This is a genomic window from Cellulomonas hominis, assembly GCF_014201095.1.
Lineage (GTDB): Bacteria > Actinomycetota > Actinomycetes > Actinomycetales > Cellulomonadaceae > Cellulomonas > Cellulomonas hominis.
The window spans coordinates 3,635,830-3,656,113 of sequence record NZ_JACHDN010000001.1; the positions used below are offsets into that span (position 1 = coordinate 3,635,830).

The 20,284-nt window shown below is 71.9% G+C and carries 14 protein-coding genes; 1 reads left to right on the forward strand and 13 read right to left on the reverse strand.

The window, feature by feature from the left end:
* Positions 1-49 precede the first annotated feature (49 nt).
* From HNR08_RS16970 to HNR08_RS16985, 4 genes are all read right to left on the reverse strand, one after another.
* Positions 50-1,384, reverse strand: a complete 1,335-nt coding sequence (locus HNR08_RS16970; protein ID WP_146837911.1) for a PhoH family protein — start codon at positions 1,382-1,384, stop codon at positions 50-52.
* Positions 1,385-1,575: 191 nt separating this feature from the next.
* Positions 1,576-5,244 (reverse strand): TasA family protein, encoded by a 3,669-nt coding sequence (locus HNR08_RS16975; RefSeq protein WP_146837909.1) that lies wholly within the window; start codon positions 5,242-5,244, stop codon positions 1,576-1,578.
* Between the two features lie 137 nt (positions 5,245-5,381).
* Complete coding sequence (locus HNR08_RS16980) at positions 5,382-6,248, reverse strand: hypothetical protein (protein WP_183835154.1); 867 nt, start codon at positions 6,246-6,248, stop codon at positions 5,382-5,384.
* Between the two features lie 32 nt (positions 6,249-6,280).
* Positions 6,281-7,258 (reverse strand): hypothetical protein, encoded by a 978-nt coding sequence (locus HNR08_RS16985; protein WP_146837905.1) that lies wholly within the window; start codon positions 7,256-7,258, stop codon positions 6,281-6,283.
* Between the two features lie 48 nt (positions 7,259-7,306).
* Here HNR08_RS16985 and HNR08_RS16990 point away from each other — a divergent pair, with 48 nt between their 5' ends.
* Complete coding sequence (locus HNR08_RS16990; protein WP_146837903.1) at positions 7,307-7,567, forward strand: hypothetical protein; 261 nt, start codon at positions 7,307-7,309, stop codon at positions 7,565-7,567.
* Positions 7,568-7,630: 63 nt separating this feature from the next.
* Here HNR08_RS16990 and HNR08_RS16995 read toward each other — a convergent pair whose 3' ends face one another.
* The 9 genes from HNR08_RS16995 to HNR08_RS17035 form a co-directional block, all read right to left on the reverse strand.
* Entirely contained in the window at positions 7,631-8,245 is a 615-nt protein-coding gene (locus HNR08_RS16995) for a hypothetical protein (RefSeq protein WP_183835155.1), read from the reverse strand.
* A 1,156-nt stretch (positions 8,246-9,401) separates the two neighbouring features.
* Complete coding sequence (locus tag HNR08_RS17000) at positions 9,402-10,277, reverse strand: hypothetical protein (protein WP_146837899.1); 876 nt, start codon at positions 10,275-10,277, stop codon at positions 9,402-9,404.
* A gap of 100 nt (positions 10,278-10,377) precedes the next feature.
* On the reverse strand, positions 10,378-11,124 hold the full coding sequence (locus HNR08_RS17005) for a hypothetical protein (protein ID WP_146837897.1): 747 nt from the start codon (positions 11,122-11,124) through the stop codon (positions 10,378-10,380).
* A gap of 88 nt (positions 11,125-11,212) precedes the next feature.
* Positions 11,213-11,749 carry a hypothetical protein gene (locus HNR08_RS21330; RefSeq protein WP_186812764.1) on the reverse strand — a complete coding sequence of 179 codons (537 nt, stop codon included), beginning with the start codon at positions 11,747-11,749 and terminating at the stop codon, positions 11,213-11,215.
* A 140-nt stretch (positions 11,750-11,889) separates the two neighbouring features.
* Complete coding sequence (locus HNR08_RS17015) at positions 11,890-12,465, reverse strand: TasA family protein (protein ID WP_183835156.1); 576 nt, start codon at positions 12,463-12,465, stop codon at positions 11,890-11,892.
* 76 nt (positions 12,466-12,541) lie between these two features.
* Positions 12,542-13,339 carry a signal peptidase I gene (locus HNR08_RS17020; protein WP_146837891.1) on the reverse strand — a complete coding sequence of 266 codons (798 nt, stop codon included), beginning with the start codon at positions 13,337-13,339 and terminating at the stop codon, positions 12,542-12,544.
* Positions 13,315-13,527 carry a hypothetical protein gene (locus HNR08_RS17025; protein ID WP_146837889.1) on the reverse strand — a complete coding sequence of 71 codons (213 nt, stop codon included), beginning with the start codon at positions 13,525-13,527 and terminating at the stop codon, positions 13,315-13,317. The genes HNR08_RS17020 and HNR08_RS17025 overlap by 25 nt, the downstream gene beginning before the upstream one ends.
* 44 nt (positions 13,528-13,571) lie before the next feature.
* On the reverse strand, positions 13,572-14,213 hold the full coding sequence (locus HNR08_RS17030) for a hypothetical protein (RefSeq protein WP_146837887.1): 642 nt from the start codon (positions 14,211-14,213) through the stop codon (positions 13,572-13,574).
* A 48-nt stretch (positions 14,214-14,261) separates the two neighbouring features.
* Complete coding sequence (locus tag HNR08_RS17035) at positions 14,262-20,279, reverse strand: hypothetical protein (RefSeq protein ID WP_146837885.1); 6,018 nt, start codon at positions 20,277-20,279, stop codon at positions 14,262-14,264.
* Positions 20,280-20,284 lie beyond the last annotated feature (5 nt).

Below are 20,284 nucleotides of genomic sequence, written 5' to 3' on the forward strand. Positions count from 1 at the left end.
CGGGTCAGTACAGCTAGATCGGGCCGCCGTTCATCGGGACGGCCTAGGCCTACTGGAAGTCGCCCAGCAAGCCGGCCACCAGGCCGGCGATCTCCGAGCGCTCGGAGCGGACCAGCGTGGTGTGCCCGAACAAGGGCTGGCCCTTGAGGCGCTCGACCACGGCCGCGACGCCGTCGTGCCGGCCGACCCGGAGGTTGTCGCGCTGGGCGACGTCGTGCGTCAGCACGACCTTGGAGGACTGCCCGATCCGGGTCAGCACGGTCAGCAGGACGTTGCGCTCCAGCGACTGGGCCTCGTCGACGATGACGAACGCGTCGTGCAGCGACCGGCCGCGGATGTGGGTCAGCGGAAGCACCTCGAGCATCTCCCGGTCCACGACCTCCTCCACGACCTCCTTGGAGACCATCGCACCGAGCGTGTCGTAGACCGCCTGGCCCCACGGGCCCATCTTCTCGCCCTCCGTGCCGGGCAGGTAGCCCAGGTCCTGGCCGCCGACGGCGTACAGCGGCCGGAACACCACGACCTTGCTGTGCTCGCGCCGCTCCATCACCGCCTCCAGTCCCGCCATCAGTGCGAGCGCCGACTTGCCGGTGCCGGCCCGGCCGCCGAGGGAGACGATCCCGATCGCGCGGTCCAGCAGCAGGTCCAGGGCGAGCCGCTGCTCGGCGGAGCGTCCGGTGGCGCCGAAGGCGTCCAGGTCGCCCCGCACCAGGCGGACGGTGCCGTCGGGCTTCACCCGCCCGAGCGCGGACTGGCTCCCCGCCCGCAGGATCAGCCCGGTGTTGACGGGCTGCTCCGGGGCGACCGCGGAGCCATCCCAGGAGGCCAGCAGGTCCTCCAGGTCGACCTGCTCACCCTTGTGCAGCGCGTTGATGTAGTCGGCCGGCACCTCGAGCTCGGTCACGCCGGTCCAGCCGGTGTCGATGACGTCCTGGGCGCGGTACTCCTGCGCGTCCAGGCCGATCGCCGAGGCCTTGACCCGCATCGGGAGGTCCTTGGAGACCACCACGACCCGGCGGTCGGTGTGCTCCGCGGCGAGGTTGGCCGCGACCGTCAGGATCCGGGTGTCGTTGTCGCCGAGACGGAACCCGGCCGGTAGCACGCCGGTCTCGGAGTGGTTCAGCTCGATCCGAACCGTGCCGCCCTCGGCGTTGGCCGGGACCGCATCGGACAGTCCGCGGTGCCTGATGCGCAGCTCGTCCAAGGCGTGCAGCGCCGCCCGAGCGAAGTAGCCGAGCTCCGGGTGGCTCCGCTTGGCCTCCAGCTCGGTGATGACGACGATCGGGAGCACGACCTGGTGCTCGGCGAACTTGGTGAACGCGTGCGGGTCGGACAGCAGCACCGAGGTGTCGATCACGAAGGTGCATCGGGCGGGGTGGGCCATGAGGTCTCCGACTGGGTGTGTGAGGTGGTGGGACTGGCCGCATCAGGGGTGCGGGGCGCTCACCACCCCTCGCCAGGCTGCCCACCCGGGGCAGTGAGGTGCTGGGCTCACACCAGGTAGATGTGCGGCGCGCGGACAGGCCGACGGCCCGCCCCGGCACGATGCCGGGGCGCGCCGTCACGGTGCGCCGGTCAGCTCGGGAACGTGGGCCGGGCGAGCACCCAGGCTGTCGCCGAGGAGTCGAACATGTCGTGGCTGGTGACCTTGGCGACGTTCCAGCCCGACAGGTTCTGATTGAACTTGGCCGCGCCCGTGAACGTGCGGGACATGTTCGTGGCCTTCGCGGTGTCCCAGGACCCGATCGCCTGGTTGAACACGATCGCCCCGTTGAAGGTGTCGGACATGTTGGTGACGTTCGCGGTGCTCCAGCCGGCGAGGCTCGAGTTGAAGGCCTTCGCGTTGGCGAAAGTCGACATGAGGGTCGTGACCTTGCCGGTGTTCCAGGTCGACAACGGCTGGTTGAAGACCGTCGCCCCGTTGAAGGTGTCGGACATGTTGGTGACGTTCGCGGTGTTCCAGCCGGCGAGGCTGCCGTTGAAGGCCGTCGCGTTGGAGAACGTCCCCATCAGCGAGGTGACCTTGGCGGTGTTCCAGGACGAGAGCGACTGGTTGAACGACGTCGCGCCCATGAACGTCATGGTCAGCGAGGTCACGTTGGACGTGTCCCACGTCGACAGCGGCCGGTTGAAGGAGGTCGCCGAGGTGAACATCCCGGTCATCGAGGTCACCTTGGAGGTGTCCCAGGAGCCGATCGGCTGGTTGAACGCCGCGGCCGAGGTGAACATCCCGGTCATGGTGGTGACCTTGGAAGTGTTCCAGGAGCCGATCGGCTGGTTGAAGGCGGTCGCACCGTTGAACGTGTTCGACATCTGGGTGATGTTCGAGGTGTCCCAGCCCGAGATGTCGCCGTTGAAGGAGGTGGCCTTCTGGAACGTGCCCGACAGGGAGGTGACGGTGGGCGGGGGCTCGACGACCGACTGAAGCGTGGTGGCGTAGAGGAACGCGTTGAACAGGTCCACGGTGCCGGTTCCGTCGTCCCAGCGGGTCACCGCGGTCAGGTACTCGACGCCCAGAGCCCTGGAGCTCTTGCCGAAGGTGTCGAAGGAGGCGTTGACCGAGACGGTGTAGGTGCCGGCCGCGGTGAACGTGTGGCTCGGCCCGGGCTGGATCGACGGCCGGTACTCGGTGGTCAGTGGCTCGACGGTGCCGTCGCCCCAGTCGATCGTGCCCGCGGTCGTCACGCCGTAGATCGGCAGCTCCACCACGGCGTTCGCCGTCGTGGTCTTGTACGTCATGGTCATCGTGTTCGGCACGACGACCTCGACGGCGTCCGAGGGAGCACTCGTACCGCCCGTGTTGCGGGCCGCGACACGGATCGAGTAGGTCGTCCCGGGCACCGCCGTGAAGGTGGCCGAGTTCGCCCCGACGACCAGGGAGTCGTTGGCGCCGGTGACCGCGTAGGACGTGGCGCCCTTGACCGCACCCCACTCGACCGTGATCGTGTTCCCGCTGACCGAGGCCGTCGGCGTCGCCGGCGTCATCGGCTGGGTGGTCACCGCGACCGCGGGCGACAGCGCGCTCTTGCCGCCCGCGTTCACGGCCCGCACCTGCAGGGTGTAGGTGGTGCCGGGCATCGCGTCGAAGCTGGCCCGGGTCCCGTCGTAGTAGTACGGGGTGCCGCGCTCGTCGTAGCCCACCAGCTCGTAGCTGGTGGCGCCGTTCGCGGCGTTCCACCATGTGTCGACCCCCCACCCTTCGCTGGTCTGCGTGGCTGCGAGTCCGGTGGGCACAGGCGGCGCGATGGTTGCGGTCGCTGGTGCGCTCGGGGCGCCCTGCCCGCCCGCGTTCACAGCGCGGACCTGGAGGGCGTACGTCTCGCCGGCGGTGCCGGTGAACGTTGCCGACGGGCCGGCGTAGGTAATCGTCCCGTTCCCGCCGGTCAGGACGTAGGACGTCGCGCCCGAGGAGGCGGACCAGGAGACGTTCACGGTCTGGCCGTTGACGACCGCGATGACGCCCGTGGGTGCCGCCGGCGCGACCGACACCGCCCCGGCGGGCGCGGAGGCGTTGCTCATGCCACCGGCGTTGACCGCCCCAACCGCGAGACTGGTGTAGGTCGCGCCCGGGACGCCGCTGAACGTCGCGGTCGTGCCCGCGTAGGTGATCTCGCCGCCGAACCCGCCGATCAGGTAGGACGTGGCGCCGTTCGACGGGTTCCAGGACACCGTGACCGTGGTGCCGGAGACCGACGCGGCCACGCCCGTCGGGGTCGGTGGCGCGAGCGTCGCGGTCGCCGGCGAGGATGCCGTGCTCGTGCCGCCGGGGCTGGAGGCAGTCACGGTGAGCGTGTACGTGTCGCCGGGCGTGCCGGTGAAGGTCGCAGAGGTGCCGTCGTACGTGACCCCGCTCGCGGCGCCGTTCAGGTCGTACCCGGTGGCGTTCGGGGAGGCGTCCCATGCCACCGAGACGATGGTGCCTTCGACCTTGGTCACACGCAGGCCGTTCGGTGCGGTGGTCGCGACACCCGTTCGGACGGGCTGCGTGGCGGCGCCGACGAGGTCGCCGAGGGTCGCGCGCACGCTGAGGTCGAGGGCCGTACCCGGGGCCGCCGCGAAGCTCAGGGTGGTGTCGGTGGTGGCGACCGGCTCGGGGGCCCCCGTGCCGTCGACGAGGTAGCCGGTCGCGAACGGCACGGCGTCCCACGTCAGGACGACATCGGAGGCTCCCTGCGCTGATACGACGCGCAGGCCGGTGACCTTGTCCAGGTCGAAGGCGACCTCGACCGGCTCGGACCACTCGCTCGCTCCGGCGGCGTTGACCGCGCGCACCCGGACGGACGCGCGCGTGCCCGGAGCGCCGGTGAACGTGGCGGAGGTTCCGTCGATCGTCGCCCCGGCGGCACCGTCGAGCTCGTAGCGCTCGGCGCCAGCGACCGCGGGCCAGGAGATCGTGACCGAGGACCCCTCGGTCGTGCTCTGCAGGTCCTGGGGTGTCGCCAGTTGGCCGGTGACCTGTGTGGGGGCGGACCAGTCGCTCGTCGCGACGCGGTTCAGTGACCGCACCCGCAGGTCGGTGGTCTGCCCGCCGGGGGTGGTCACGACGGCGGAGGTGCCGGCGATGTCGGCCGTCAGGGCGCCGTCGACCTCGTAGCTCTCGGCGGTTGGGACCGGCTCCCACTCGATCACGCTGGTCGTGCCAGCTGTGGACAGGACCCTCAGGTGCTCCGGGGCGGGTGGCTGGGTCATCTGGGACCCGTCGAACACCCAGGTCAGGTTGGCTGCTGTCCCGGACAGGGCGGCTGTGGCGTCACGGTCGAAGCCGACCCTGAGGCACAGGTCCTGGTGCTCGCCGACGTCCAGGACGCGTGCGGTCGAGGGGCCTGCGACGTCGCCCACCCCCGCGAACCCGTCCTTGGCGATCATCGGGTCCACGTCCACGAGGGCCTGGGCGGTGCACGCCGTGGCGTCGTCGACGGGGTACGTCGCTGTCGCGAGCCGGGTCGCCATCTCGGCGCCCTCGGCCACCGTCACGCTGGTGTTCCAGAACATCGGCACCGTGCCCTGGTTGACCACCCGGACCCGGTCGAGCACCTCGTCGCCCGGGGCCATGCCCGCGGCGGTGAAGTGGAACTCCTGGTCCTCGAGCCCGATGTCGAGGACGCCGGAGGTGAAGTCGTTGTCCCGGACGACCTCCACGTCGTGGTAGAGCGCGAAGGTGCCGAGCAGGGCGCTGCCGCCCAGGACTGCGGCGGCGGTGAGCGCTGCCCTGCTGCGGCGGCGGCTGGCGGAGGTGGTGCTCATGGAGAAGAGGTCACTTTCGTCCGTGCTCGGAGCAGAGGGTGTGTCTGGCCCCTGATCAGCGGGCCCAGTGGGGTCTTGTGCGGCGGCGGTCCTCCGGTAGATGTGCGGCGCGTGTAAGTGGAGCTGTGCCCGGAGCTCTAGCGGTCCTCCGTATCGCCCCAGCCGGCGGTCTCGAGCACCGCGGTGATGAGCTCGAGACGCCTCACCTTCTGCTCCGCGGTTCCGGAGGCGTCCAGGGCCTCGCGCATCTGAGCGACGGTCCGGTTCATCACGTGGGTGCCGTTGCGCTCCTCGCGTTCCGGGTCGCCGTCGTAGACGGCTGAGCCGTCGTTGAGGTTGATCCGGATGCGGCCGGGGGAGTCGGTATCGATCTGGAACACGGGGACACCGTCACGCTCGCCGACGTAGACCGACACGCGCCCTGCTCCGGTCGGATGCGTGAGCTGTTCGGGTGCCGGTTCCATGTTGCTGACCGCGTCGTGCAGCGCGGAGTAGTGCCGGTGGTCGATCGCACCGCTGGAGTTGAGGCTGTCGAGGATGCCGAGCACCTCGGTGACGTCGGTGCGCGCCTTCGCGGCTTGCGCGCGCCCGTCGTCGAGCCCGTTGCGGTACGCACCCGTCTGCTCGCGTTCGGCACGGCCGTCGTAGTAGTAGCCCCAGTCGTCGCTCGACCAGCCGAACGCCTCGGCCATCGTGTCGGCGTCCTCGCCGCCGTACTCGGCGGGCTCCACGAAGGGCAGGATCTGCCCGGCGTCGAGGACGAAGGTGGCGACCTGCTCGCCCGCGCCGACCGTGACGCCGAGCTGCCCGATGGTCAGCGGCGCGTCCCGCGTGACGACTCCCCGCAGCCACCTCGGGTGGCCCGACAGGGTGTTCCGGATGGCGACCTCGTGCCCGTCAGGCAGATCGAGCTTGGCGTCCTGAGCGGGGATCCTCGCTTCGTGGGCCAGGACGACGTCGGCCTCGGGCCTCGCAGCCGCGGCGAACTGCCCGCCGGTCGTCACGCCAGCGGGGACACGGGAACGGGTCTGGGTGCTCACGCCGGGTAGATGTGCGGGCCCTCGATCGGGGACAGCGAGGCCACGCGTCGACGGTGCCCGCGGACGGCGGTCAGGGCGGGGCCGTCACTCGCGGCAGCCGCAGCGCGCTCGAGGAGAACCCGCGCGCGTTCGCCGGCACCGGCTCGCCTGCCTCCGCGGATGCCGATGCGGGAGGCGAAGCGCGCGAGCTGGTCGCGGTCGTGCTCGACGGGCTCGAAAGCCCCGGACTGGCCGACAGCCGTGATGCGGGCGCCGGTGTCGTCGATCGTCACGAGGGTGTCCGGGCCGCTGTTGGCTGCTGCGTCGATCCGCAGGAGAACGGCACCCTCGTCGAGAGACACCGCCGGCCGGCTGGAGCGCCAGTCGACGCCCGACTGCGGCGCGAGCTCGCGCCAGGCCTCGTGGACGTCGTGCAGACGGAGCATGGCGTCGAGTGCCGCCTCGGTCGCGCCCTGGTCCAGGCCGGCGAAGGTCCGGGGCGCGGCGACGTGTGCATGTGCCCTCTCGCCCGGGCCGACGAAGGTCACCCACCGGTCCGGTTCGTTGCTCCCGCGCACATGCAGGACGCGGCCGGACGGGAGGTCGACGTCCAGCGTCCAGGTGTCGCGCTGGGTGTGCACCGGCATCCCCGACGTGTGTGCCACCGCTGCGCCGTGCAGGCCGGCGACGTGCAGCTGGGCGAGGACGGGACGTGCCGTGTCGATCCATCCGGGGTGGACCGGGCGGGGGTAGGTGACCCGCAGGCCCTCACCGATCACGGCCCAGCCGGCCTCGTCGTCGTAGGAGGTGATCGCAGCCGCTCGGGCGACCCCATCGGGGTGCTGCCAGGTCCGTCGGTTGTCCCGGTCGGCGGAGCGCGGGAACACGGTGCCGGCAGAGCGAGGGGCGAGCTGAGCGTCGGACTCAGGTCGCGCACCGGGCACGAACCTGCCGCCGGTCCGGACGCCGGCGGGGACGCGAGGCTGGTTGCTCATGTCCGGGTAGATGTGCGGGCGCTCTGGTCGTCCGCACATCTGGCGGGCGTGGAGATCACCGGCTTCTACGTCTCTGTCCGGTCCGGGCCCCGCCGTGGGCTGCTCCTGGGGCCCTTCGCGACGCAGGAGGTGGCCGAGGCTGCGGTGGAGCTCGGCCGCGAATGCGCCCTGCAGGTGGACGAGCTGGCGGCCTGCTACGAGTTCGGTACTGCGCAGGTCACCCGGCTCAGCAGCCGCTCGCTGAGGCCTGGGCTGCTCAACCGGGTGGCGTCGCGTCGTGGGGTCGACCTGCAGCTGCTCGCCTCCTGACGGCCGCCAGAAGGCCCGGAACCGGCGGCCGGCCTGGCCCTTCGTCGTCCCCGTGCAGGGGGCTCACGCCTCGCTGGTCTCGAGCGCCTGGCCGCGAGGGTCCCCGTCCTCGTCACGCTCGCCCTCAGCCTGCTCCAGGGCGCGCTCGAAGATCTCCTGCGGGTCCAGGCCGCGCCAGCGCGCGAAGTGGATCAGGTCGGTCAGTGCGTCCTTGGTCGCAGTCTCCGGCTCGGTGTCGACGTCGTCGACCCAGGCGCCCAGGATCTTGGCGGTGCGGGCCGCGGCCGACCGGACGAGGTGGCCGGACGTGCCGAGCGCGGTGTGCTCGGCTTCGGGGGCGCGGCCGGTCGCGATCGCGAGGACCTCGTCCTCGATCGCCTTCCGCACGCCGTCCTCGGCGGCGAAGGCCGCCACGTCGACGTTCTCGCGCACCTGCCTGCCGTACGTGATCAGCGCATCGCGCTCCGAGCGCGAGAGCACGCGACCCTCGTACAGGCCGTCGTCGAACGTGTTCCCGTCGCGCCGGAACTCGATCTCCCCGGAGGCGGGGGTGTGGACGGTGAGGATGATCGTGTCCGTCTCGGGGTCGCGGGCGTAGGACAGCGCCGGCTCGCCGAGAGTCGAGGGCAGCCCGGGCGGCAGGCCGACCGGCGACGGAATCGCGACGCTCGCGTGCACGTCGAGTCTCCGGTCCGTACGCGGGGCCGCGATCGATGCGCCGGACTCTGCCCGAGAGGGGGTCGCGAACTGCCCGCCGGTGGTGACGCCGGACGGGACGCGGGCCTGGTGCTGGAGACTCATGCGAGGTAGATGTGCGGCGGCGGACGGCGTACGCCTCGCCCGTGAGGTGAAGCCTCACGCGGCGGAGAGGCGCCCCGCGGGCGGAGCGGGCGGCTGCAGGCCTCGGCGGTGCTGGAGCTCGTGGTCGACGCGGGCGATGCAGGCCAGGTCGGCGTCGGTGCTCCGGTGAGGCCACAAGCAGGTGGTGCAGGTGGAGATGGTCGCGCTGCCGACCTTCTGGGTGCGCCACCCTGGAACGTACCGGTCGCCTGCCCCTCGGCTTCCAGCGCGGGTTACGACGCCTGCTGCCGCTGCGCCGGCTGTGGCTGCGCGATCCGTGAGGTGGCTCATGCGACGTAGATGTGCGGGCGGCTCCCGGGCGGCTTGTGCCGCTGCGGAGCGCGCCGGAGTGCTGAGTCGGCATCTCCGCAACCCTCTCCGTTGCAGCGATGACACTGTCCATGCAGGTCAGGCCGAGATCTCACCCCTAAGACCAAGGGGCAACGGAGTAACGGAGACGTATTCGTAGTCACATAAGGGGGGCCATGTACTAACCCCCCCCAGGGCCCCGGTGCCCCCTGCCCCAAGAGAGTGTTTCTCATCTCTTCCTAAGGGGGGAGGTGGTGAAAGCACCTCCGTAGCTCCGCAGGGTCAAGAATTGCCCCTGACCTGGGCTTACGTCTCCGGAGGGCGGGTCGCGGCTGCGGAAACCCCACGGCAGCCTGCCGAGCGAGTCGGACGAAACACCCAAAACGCCAGCTCGACCTTCGAAGATCGCTTGGTGGCCCCTGCTACGCTCGCAGCGCCCGAGCGGGCACCGGAGCGAGGGACGGCGAGCGTAGCAGCCCGCCAAACGGCCCCCAGCAACGCCCACGGGGCGCTCGCTCGCGACCAGCCCGGCCACTGCCTGACGCGCCGAGCAGGAGAGCGCGGCCCTCACCGGCGCACGCGCCGGCGGACGCCAGGTGCACCGAGCACGCCCAGGGCCCGTGGCGGCGCGATGCGTCCCCGACCGGCGAGGCACCGGCCGCGCGCGCCACCCGGGCCGTGCTCGTCAGAAGGGCGGGATGGTCCTGTCCAGCTCCGCGAGCAGGTTCGCGCACGCCCGCGCCCGCGACATGCCCTCCTCGGAGCCGGCCGGCTCCCGGTGCGCGGCCATCCAGCGCACCGCCCCCGCGACAGCGGTCATGCTGAACTGTCCGCGCAGGTTCCGGCACCGAGCCGCCGGCAGCGTCACTCGGCCCACGAGGCGGCTGCGACGCACGTCTACCATCGCGACCCTCAGCAGGGTGGCCCGGTCGCTGTCAGGGACCTCGACGGCGACCGGGACCACCCCGGCCCAGGTGGGGTAGTCCGGGTGCGTGAGTGGCAGAGTGCCTGCCGCCGTTCGGAACGCCTGGGTGCTGGCCGACTCCGTCGCGAGCAGCGCCAGCGCCGCGCGCTCGAGTCGGGCGGGGGCCAGGTCGTCTGCACCGACCGCGACCAGGTGCTCGTGCTCGTTCACCACGGCTCGCGCCTTCGCCAGGCCCAGGACGGTTCCGCGCATCATCGAGTTGATGTCCTCAAGGTCCTGAGCCGCGGACACGGCCACCCTCCGCGCATCGAACACGCCTGCGGCCTGAACCACCTGGCCGTGGCCGCGAACGGATCCGGTCGCGGTCGCCTCCCGAAGGGCCGCGTCCTCTGCCCTCGCGTGCGTCTCCCGCGCGCGGGACATCAAGGTGGCCGACTCCAGCCACGAGGCACGCAGCCGGTCGTCGGCCTCGACCTCCGCGGCAGTGAGGTGCTCGAACCTCGCCAAGACCCTGGCGAGAATCTCCCGGGCAGCCTGGGTGTCGTCTGCGTCGAGGGCGTCCTCAGCGCGCTGCAGGTCCAGGGTCGCTGCGGACTCGCCGCGGGGGTCGATGGTGAACTGGCCGCCGGCGCGCACGCCGGCGGGAACTCGAGCGGTCACGTGGCCGGTCCGATCTGCTGGGCGTCGTCTGCCGCGGGGGCGGGACGGCGCGGATCCTTGGCGATGTGCGGGGCGTTCAGGCGGTCGCGTGCGCCGCCTGCAGGGCCAGCTCCTCGTCGGCCACCTCCCCGGCGTGCTCCACGAGGAGCTGCAGGTCGTGCCCGTTGGCGCGCGCCCAGTGGTGCAGCTCGGTCAGCAGGTCACGCGCCGAGCCGAGCTCGTCGGCTCCTGTGTCGCCGTACAGGGCACGGAACGCCTCGATCACCTTCGTGCCGGTGACGCCGAGTCCCTCCTGGCTGGGTGGCAGGGCACCCCGCAGGACCTCGTCGATGTCGATGGTCGCCTTGTGGCCGCTCTTCCAGCTGCCGGTCAGGCGGAGGCCGTTCACGGAGTCGCCCGCGTGGGGGACGCAGTCCAGCGCGTCGCAGAGCAGGTCCGCGACACCGTCCTGCGCCTTGTCGAAGTCGACACCGTCGTCGGCGAGGTCGTTGCCGGCCGCGTCGTGGATGGCGGTGATGGACATCGAGGTGGAATCCGGCTCGTACATCTCCTCGATGTCGACGCTCACGGCCGTCGGGAAGATCAGCCGGACGGCCGCAGCAGCACCGGTGCAGCGCAGAGCGGCTGCCTCGACTTCCCCAGGGCTGACTCCGGCGCTCCTCTGCTGGCTGATGCGCTCGAGAGCGTTCGCGTACCGCTCGGCGAGGACGCCGGAGTGGGCCGCGGTCTCCAGCTGGACGTCGACGGCCTCGCCGCGGCTCGTCGGGGCGAACTGGCCGCCCGTGGTCACTCCCGCGGGCACCCGCGCGATGTTGGTGTTCATGCCCCGGTAGATGTGCGGGGCGCGGGGCGCAGGCCCTGCTCGACGATGAGTTGGGTCGCGTGGCACGGCATCGGGTCGCGCGAACTACTCAACGACCCGGCGGCGGGTCGTCAGGGTGCAGCGGGCCGATGACCTCGCGCCACGGGGCGGACATGCGGTCGTAGGCCTCCTGGTCCCAGCCGTCGACCGCGCCGATCGCGTGACGCGCCAGCAGCGCTCGGGCCGCGACCTGCGCCGGGATGTCGAGGTCTCGATCGACGATCGAGCGAGCCGAAGCCCACGAGCCCACACTGGCGGCAACCAGCATGCGGTCCTCACCCAGGGCAGTGGAGCACGCACGCTCGTCTGCCCGGTACTGCAAGCCGTCGGGCGAGCTGGCCGGTGCGTCCATGCGGGCGTACGTCCGAGCCCGCAACTGCGCCGCGGCGGCTCCGCTCGCCCGGTCCACCTGGTCGGCGAGAGATTCGGCGAGCCGGCGCCCCCACCCCAGATCCGGGGCGCCCGCTGCGAGGTCGCCCCGTCGGGCCGGGTGGCTGAGCGTGGTGCTGGCCTCGCCGCGGGGAGCAGGGGCGAACCGCCCGCCGGCGCGCGAGCCGGCGGGCACGCGCGGCCGCATCGTGCTCACGGCGCGTAGATGTGCGGGCGTCAGGGCGCGTTCGATCCGAGCGTTCGAGGGCCTGGCCGCGGCCGAGGGCACGAGGCCGCCAGCTACGCGACCGCCCGTCCCATCGGAGACGGACGGTCGCGCGTAGCGGCGACGCCCGGTCAGGCGTTGTTCGCGGTCTGCTCCGCGTCGAACGTCAGGACGAGCTCGGCGTCGGTGCCCGCGTAGCTGTTGTCCGCGTCCTCGGGGTACGTCACCGTGATCGTGAGCGCCTCGGTCGCGCCGCCGGCCAGGATGCGGCCGCCGTTGGGACCCACAGCCGTGGTGTCCCCGATGAGCGGCGCGGACGCGGCGTTCGCGGTGCCGCTGAAGAGGCTGGTGCCCGAGGAGTCCGCGACCTCGAGGTTCAGGACGTCACCGAGGTTGTCGCCACCCTCGGTCACCGCGATGAACCCGCCGGTGAGCGCGTAGCGCAGCTCGAGGCTTCCGCCGTTGCCCACGTCCACCGTGAACGTCTCCGAGTCGCCCGGGAGCATGTTCGGGATGGCGATCTTCTCCCCGGGCTGGGCGGCGGTCAGGTCGAACGTGCCGGCCGCGAAGGTGTTGTCGGACACGACCTCCTGGTCGGTGAACAGGGAGTTGGCGCCCTGCACGCCGATGGCGGCGATCGCGACGCCGGCGACGAGCAGGGCGCCGAGGCGGCGGCGCCGGTTGGGCTGCTCGGGGTTGGTGCTCATGTCGGTGTTTCCTTCCTCCCCGAGGCCGCTCGGCCGGCGGGGCGTCCGCGCCATCCGGGCGGGGACGTCGTTCGGGTCAGCGCCGCGCGCGGCGCCTGGTCCAGGTGCGGGGGTCGGCGAACGACCCGCTGATCGCGACGCCGAGCTCTCCGATGACGAGCGCGGCGACCGCCGGCGCCAACAGGGCGATACGGCCCTCAGCGGTTCGCGTCCAGGTGACGGCCTGTCCAATGGGGACCTGGCGGCCGGCGACGGTCGGGCCGTAGTCGTCGAGGTCGGCGTGCAGCACCCCGAGCACGTTGGCGGGAGACACGGGCTTCGGGTCCGGGTCCTCGTTCGCGTCGCCCTGCGTGCGGTAGAACAGCTGCCCCGCGTCGTCGGTGAAGCGCTCGGTGATCCGGTGCGTGGTCGGCGTCTGCCCCCGTGCCGTCATGAAGGCGATCACCTCGCCCGACTTCAGGTCGTCGGCGTCGATCGCGGTGTCGACCAGGACCGTCGTGCGGGTGTGCAGGAGCGGCTCCATCGACCCGGACAGCACGGCGTACGGCTGCAGCCCGGCCCGCTCAGCCAGCACCGGCAAGAGGAAGTTCGTCGCGAGGACCACCAGCAGTGCGGCGGTGACGAGCGCCGACAGCAGCGATCGCACCCGGCGGTACGCCGTCGCGAGCGGGCCCGTCGCACGGGCACGCGCGTTGAGCTCGCGCGGGCGCCCGTCGGCGGCGGCTGGGCTCGCCGTCCCGGCCGCGCCGACGGGCGTACGGGTGGGGATGCCCCGTGCCAGCAACCCGGCGCCGCGGCTGGGAACCTTGGCGTGCCGAGGCGGCGCCTCGACGGCGACGAGAGCCCGGATCATCGGCGCACCAGGGGAGGGCACGCCCCGGACTCCCTGTCGGCGGCGTCCTGGCGCAGGCGCGCACGGATCGCGGGGCTCAGCGCCTCCTCGTCGAGCTGCACCGGGATGAGGGCGTGCAGCGGCGCGCGCGGATCGCGGGGCCCGTCGGTGCCGACGGCCGGGGCGGACCGCTGATCACGCACGCGGACGGGCGCGCTCGAGGAGGGCATCACGGAAGGTAGATGTGCGGGGCCTACGGGGCCCCCTGGCCGGGTCAGTCGATGGCCACCTTCCACACGGTGCCCCGGCCAGGTTCGACACTCTCTGCGACCGTGACGCCTTCGGCGCGCAGGCGATCGATCGCCGCTCTGACCTGGGTTCGACGCTGCGCCCCGGCGGGCCCGGTCCCGTACGCGGAGCGGTCGAGGCCGGAGAGCAGCGCCTGCGCCATGCTCGCGGGGAGCTGGTCGCCCACCAGCGCGAGCGTGCGGGCACGGGTCGCTTCCAGCCGGTACGCGCGGTGCAGGTCCTCGGGCGTCCCGACGCGTTCGAGAGCGTGACCCGCCGCGGCGAGCTCGGTCATCGCGAACGCGACGAACGCCTCTGCGTGCTCCGGGCAGTGCTTCTGTGCCCACGCCGTCATCTCGGACTGGAAGGTCTCGGTGTCGTCCGCGAGCTCGCCGAGGTACGCACAGCTGTCGAGCTCGAGCACCGAAGCCAGATCCTCGAACTGGGGGTCCGAGCCGAGAACCCACCGCGGGGTGTTCGCCAGGTCGACCACCTCGTCGGCTCGAAGGTCGGACAGGTCCAGCCCTGCGCCGTCGGGGTCGCCGAGGACGAGCTCGGCCTCGGCGAGCGGGCGAACGCCGAAGCGGCCGTCCGCGGTGCGGGGCTGCTCGGCTGCTGGACGCTGCATGCCAGGTAGATGTGCGGCGGTCGAGGATCCCGGCGAACTCCCGGCCGGCTAGAACTCCTCGCCGGCGTAGGCGGAAGGCAGGTACCGGCTCACCCGCGGCGTCAGCGGCGCGTTCGGCGGCTCGGCAACTGCGGCTGGGGGCGCCGGCGCGAGCGCGGGTCCGGACTCGGCCGAAGGGTCAGCCGGCCGGGCGACGCCGAAGAAGTCGGCCACGGTGGCGAGGTCTGCGGGCGTAAGCCCGGACGCCGGGCAGACGAGCAGGTGCTCGACGCCTGCGTGCGCGAGCACGTCGGCCGCGGTGTCCCGGTAGGGGACTCCGATCGCGTCCTCGGTGCCGAGCTCGTCGTCGGCCCAGGCCAGACGGCGCACGTGCGGGTTCCGACGCAGCCAGACTGCCAGCGCGTCGAGCTTCCACCATCCGAGCAGGCCCGCGTCGTCGCCAGGGTCGAGACCGTCGTCGACACGCAGCCGGGCAGCAGCGGCCAGGCCGCTGCGCTCGGAGGCGCCACGGTCTGTCGCCCAGACGAGCTGGACGCCCATGGCCCGAACCGCGTCCGCCACGGCCGGGTCGACCCGCATGCTCCCGCCGGGGACCGTCACCTCGGGGGTGCCCCCGTGGCGGGTCAGGGTGCCGTCGATGTCGAGCAGCAGCACGTCAGCAGGTGGAGCGGGCGACACGTGCGCAGGCCCGGTCAGCTCCTGCCGCTCCGGCAGGGCGATGATCGCAGTCGGTACCGCGGGCGGCTCGGGCTCGCGCCCCCCGCCGACCGGCTCGGCGCGCGCCGGCGCAGGGGCCGGCGCGGCCCCCTCGGCGCCGTAGGGCTCCTCACCGATCAGCATGCGCATCACGTCCTGCACATCCGGGGGCCAGGACGGGTCGATCCGCGCGCCGACGTCACCCAGGCCCGCGACCTCGTCGAGGACATCGCCGAAGACGGGCGGTACGAGGTCGCGTTCCGGGTCGGCAGCTTCGGACGCACCGTCTCCGCGAAGGCGACGAAGGCCAAGGTCCTCCAGCTCGGCGAGGTCGTCCCAGGTGAGCTCCATGTCGGAGACCTCGACCTCCTCCGCGGTGATCGTGCGCACCCGCGACCCCGGCTGCCTCGTTCCAGCGGACGAGCGCTTGGCGCTGGCAGCGGCCGTGAGCGTGCCCAGGTCCAACCGCTCGGACGGCGGCAGCGGCTGCACGCGAGCGGCGAGCTGCTCGGACAGCACGGACTGCTCGCGGGGGTCGTACCAGGACTGGAAGATCACCGCGGCGCCCTCGGCAGGCTCGAACACCCCGCGCCCGGGAGGGACCACGACACCGACCTCGGGCGCATCCATCGGCGCACGCAGCGCCGACATCCGCTCACCCATGGTCGCCTTGCCCAGCAGGATCCGGGCCATGTTGGTCTTGACGTCGTTGCCACCTGGGATGCTGTCCAGCACCTTGGCCGACAGCTTCTGGGTGGCGAGCACCACGGTCACGCCGGCCGAGCGCGCCTCCCGGCCGATCTTCCCGGTGAACACCCCGATCTCGGTTCGCGCCCGGTTCGAGGCCAAGATCGCCTCACGCTCGGTATCCATCTCGGCGTCGTCGGATGCCGGCGGCACAGGGTCGGCACCCAGCAGCGAGGTGAACTCGTCGATGACGACCATCAGGTGACGAGGGCGGACCTCCTCGGGCAGGTCCCGGTAGTTGCCGACGCCGTACTGGGCGTTGAGGTTCTTGCGGCGCACCACCTCGGCGTAGATCGTCCGCATCATCGCCCCGGCCGTCAGCACCTCGACCGCGATCGCCTTCGCATACGGGTCGGCGAACTTGAAGTCCGCGGCGCCCTTGGAGGGGTCGGCCACGTACAGCTCCCAGCCGCTCACGATCGCGCCGTAGATGAGGTCCTGCAGGGTCACGGAGTTGTGGGTCGGAATGAACCCGTCGGTCAGGTACAGGTGCTCGGCGTGGGCGACCTTGATGCACCGCATCAGGGCCGGGGCGCCGATCGTCACCTTCTCGACGTAGGTCCAGCCCTGCGTCTGGCGCAGCGAGCCCGGCCTCGGGAGGCGTGCAGCCTTGCGCGGCAGCCGGAACACGACCTGGTCGGTGGTGAACCGGATCCGGTACCGGGTGCCGACCACCCGACGCCGCTTGGCGCCCGGGGCCTCGGGGTCGTCCTCGGTGACGGCGGCGGGGTCGGCGCTGTGGCTGGCCCTGATACCTAGGCAGCGGATCAACTCCAGCGCATCGGCGAACAGCGGTGCACTGCAGAGGGTCAGCTCGCAGCCCCCGTCGGGCGCGACCGTGCCATCGGTGTCCATCAGGCCCTGCAGCAGGGCGAGCCGCTGACCGGCCGACGCGCGCAGGTAGGCCGCGGGGATGTGCTTGTTGCTCAGCAGCCCGGCGAGCCGCAGACCGCGGTAGAGCCCCGGAACGGCGAGGACATCCTGGCTACTCGTGATGTTGTGGACCTCCGGGTAGTGCTCGCCAATCTGCACCCGCAGGTGATCCTGGTCCGTGACGCCGTTGGAGTCGGTGCATGAGGGCGAAGTGCCCGACACGAGCTGGGCACCGCGGGAGACTCCGTCGCCGAGCCAGGCACCGAGCACGTACGGGTCCACCGGCAGGTCGGCCAGTGGCAGATCGAGCGGGGCTGCGAGCCGGATTGCGTAGTTCGCTGCCTCGCGTGCACTGGTGGAGCCCGACCGGTGCCGCTGGTTGGCGTACATTTCCTGCGCAGTGACCAGCGTCTCCAGGTCCTGCTTGCGGCCCGCGGCGCGGGCCTCGAGCCGCTCGGCGAGCAGGACCAGTACCTCATCGACCGGGTAGACCTTCGTGGCGAAGGTGGTTGTTCCGTCGCGCCGGTCCGGCTGCACGCGCTGCAGGATCTTCTTGGCCAGGTCCCTCTCGCTCCGAGTGCTCGGCCCCGAGACCAGGTGATCTGCCATCGAGCGGGCCGACAGCCAGCCGCGCTCGCGCAGCGAGGCAGTCAGATCTGGCGTGATGGCGTGCCCGGCGAAGGTGTTCCCTGCTCCCCTCCGCCGGCTCATGCGCACCAGGTGATCGGCGACCATGGACATGTCGTAGACGGACGCCTTCTTGCCAGACGGCAGCGCGACGACGTCGGCCAGGTTCTGGATCGGCAGGTCCATCCCGTACAGCGACAGCTCCTGGTAGCCGGCCATCCGAGCGATCGCGGACAAGGGGGCCGAGGTGCCGACCTTGACCTCGGCCGCCAAGGCGCGCAGCACCTGCGCCCGGCTTGTCGCCTCCGCAACAGAGGCGTCGTGACTGTTGCGGCGGTGCTGGGAGTGCGCGGTGCGCGCGTCGGCGGTCGCCACCTTCCACAGGTGCTCCGGGCCGCACTCGACGACCTGACCGTCGGACAGATGCAGACGGTAGGTGTCCCGGATCATCACATCGGAGAAGCCGACCACCCTGGTCGTGGTGCCGTCGGCAGCGAACACCAGGTCACCCTCGACCAGGTCGCCGTTTCGAGCCCAGCCGCTCGGGAACCGCTCGGAGACGGGAACTGGGATCCGGGCGTCCAGGGGCTGGTCCTTGCCGCCGCCCGAGGCGCCGATGACGAGCAGGTGCGGGGACTTCTTCACGTCGACGATCACCGGCTCGCCGTCTACGCCAGTGCCCATCGGCAGCCGGCCGACGTTCGCGTCGTACACGTCGAACTGGTGGGTGGCCTTCTCCGGCAGCGGGTTGACCTCGCACACCAGCAGCCGCACCGACGCCGCACCGTTGACACCGTGCTGCACCTCGATGAACGCGTTGCCGGTCGCCGTCTTGAGCTTCTCGACACCCGCCTTGATGTCCGAGTAGGCCAGCCCCGACGGCAAGTCGAAATCGAGGACCTGCACCTTCTCGTTCGCCGGCAGGTGATCCACGCCGCTCAGGCGCGGCAGCGAGGCGTTCTCGCCCGAGACCTTCGCCGAGAGCCAGGCCTGCTCCCAGTCGAGCGCGACGAGCTTGGACCGATCGCTGTCGCGGGCCAGCTGCACACGCGCCGGCAGCGCGCCGGCGTAGAGGGTGCACCCGTCCGCAGCCTCGGACACCCGCAGCCACGACGAGCCGAGCGCGGTGCGGATCCGCTCCTGCGCCCCGCGCACGTCAGCCAGCGTGACGCCGCCGTACAGGCGCAGGTCGATTCGCCAGATGTGCCCTCGCGAGGTCGCCTTGGTCATGCACGACGCCCGGGACACCTCCGGTCGGGCGAGCCGGGCAGCCTTGAACGCCTCGTTGATCCGCCCTGTGAGCACCCACCGCGGCGCCTCGGACGAGACCGAGGGGGCAAGGGAGTGCGGACCGTCGGGCACCGACTGCTCGGACCAGTACACGCAGAACGCCTGCGAGTGCCGGGCGCCCGGACGCTCACCGTTCCCGGGGAAGCCGGTGACGGCGACGAACGGGGCGCCAGCCAGGGTGGCCTTGATCCGGTCCTCGAGTCCGAAGAAGCTCTCGGGCTCGACGCCCTGCAGGGTCACGAACGGCTGGCAGTGCACGACCGGACCGGGGCCTCCCCGCGGACCGGACAGGGCCGCCTCGGCGGTGCGTTCGAGCGCCGGGGTGGGCGGGTTCGTGCCCTGCTTGAGTACGTCCCGCCACCTGGCTCGCCAGACGTCCTCGGTCTCGATCTGCCGAAGCGCGTCCGCGCTCAGACCGGTTGCCGGATCGTAGACGGTCTCCTCGGCGGTCATGTACCCGATGTAGACGACGCCCATGCCGTTGGCGGCGCGGTGGTCGACGAGCACCTGGACGGGGTCGGTCCCTGCCGAGAGCTGGGCGGCGAAGTTGTCCCGGACGTGGCTGCGCAGGTGGCTGCCGCCCAGGCCATCCGGGTTCTGCCAGATGGAGCGCCACACCCGCCACGGGCTCAGGCCATCCCGGCCTTGGGCTTCAGGGTCGCCGGTGGCGGCGACCTGCTCGATCTGCAGCAGCTGGTAGCGCGAGACGGTGCCCAGATCGCAGGCCGGGCCCATGGCGGCCTCGATGATCGTCCGCGCGGCCTCGGGGTCGAGATCGACGTCGGTGACGTTGACCATCTGGTCGGAGGGCACGTGGACGACCGAGAACCGCAGGGGGTGCACGGAGCCCAGGACCGGCTGCCCCTGACCGTCGACGTTCGGCTCGGCCTTCGTCCACGCGCGGACGTTCGCCCCCAGCGCGACGGTGATCTTGCCCTGGACGGACTGCTGGGTGAACGCCATCGCTCCGGCGGAGGCCGGCGCGTCGAACGTGTCGACGGTGATCGGTCCGAGGCGGCGGTGGGAGACCAGGAACGGCGGGTCGTCCTTCACCCCGACGTTCGGCCAACGGACGTCCCACGCGAGCCGGGTCGCGACGAGCTCGGCCCACTCGGACAGGACCAGCGTGCGGGCGAATGCGGTCAGCGTGCCCAGCCCGGCCAGCACTGCGAGAACCGGGGCAGCGACCAGAGGGGACAGCGGCCCGAAGACACCGAGCGGCACGAGGTCGAGGCTGAGCACCACCCACGACGCGAGCCCGGCCACGAGCATCGAACCGGCGGCAGCGGCGACGGCCACGCGGGCCTTGCCCTCCAGCTCCTTGACCCGCGCGAGCGCGGATACCGCCACCCCGGGGTGTGGGTCGTAGTCGGAAGCGAACCGGCGGGCCGAGCCGGTGTACTGCCAGATCGCGATCGCCACCAGAGCGCCGTTCGCCGCGGGAGCCCACGTCCACTCGACCGGCAGCCGCGGTGTGCCCATGCACGCGAGAACCAGCCCGCAGAGCAGCCCCACCACCCAGGAGACGCGAACGTCCTTGCCGGGCAGCCAGTCGGCGTTCGGCGTCAGGACGCGCCAGCGCATGTCCTTCATGCGCCGATGCCAGCGCACAGCGTCGGACTCGCCCTGGTGTGCAGGGGTCGGCCGCCCGGCGCGGTCCTTCTTGCCGGTGAACACGACCGCCGGGCAGCAGAACGCCGCGGCGAACATCGACGCGACCAGCAGAACACCGCCAGGCAGTCCGAGCGCGAGCGCGACGACGGCGAGAACGCGACCTGCCCACAGGATCAGTCGGGAGAGGTCAGGCTGGGCCGCAGCGGTCCGGGAGACCATGGGCA

Excerpts from the sequence above, each read along its gene's own strand:
- HNR08_RS16970 (WP_146837911.1), bottom strand. The coding sequence starts at position 1,384 with ATGGCCCACCCCGCCCGATGCACCTTCGTGATCGACACCTCGGTGCTG.
- HNR08_RS16975 (WP_146837909.1), bottom strand. The coding sequence starts at position 5,244 with ATGAGCACCACCTCCGCCAGCCGCCGCCGCAGCAGGGCAGCGCTCACC.
- HNR08_RS16985 (WP_146837905.1), bottom strand. The coding sequence starts at position 7,258 with ATGAGCAACCAGCCTCGCGTCCCCGCCGGCGTCCGGACCGGCGGCAGG.
- HNR08_RS17005 (WP_146837897.1), bottom strand. The coding sequence starts at position 11,124 with ATGAACACCAACATCGCGCGGGTGCCCGCGGGAGTGACCACGGGCGGC.
- HNR08_RS17015 (WP_183835156.1), bottom strand. The coding sequence starts at position 12,465 with ATGAGCACCAACCCCGAGCAGCCCAACCGGCGCCGCCGCCTCGGCGCC.
- HNR08_RS17025 (WP_146837889.1), bottom strand. The coding sequence starts at position 13,527 with ATGCCCTCCTCGAGCGCGCCCGTCCGCGTGCGTGATCAGCGGTCCGCC.
- HNR08_RS17030 (WP_146837887.1), bottom strand. The coding sequence starts at position 14,213 with ATGCAGCGTCCAGCAGCCGAGCAGCCCCGCACCGCGGACGGCCGCTTC.
- HNR08_RS17035 (WP_146837885.1), bottom strand. The coding sequence starts at position 20,279 with ATGGTCTCCCGGACCGCTGCGGCCCAGCCTGACCTCTCCCGACTGATC.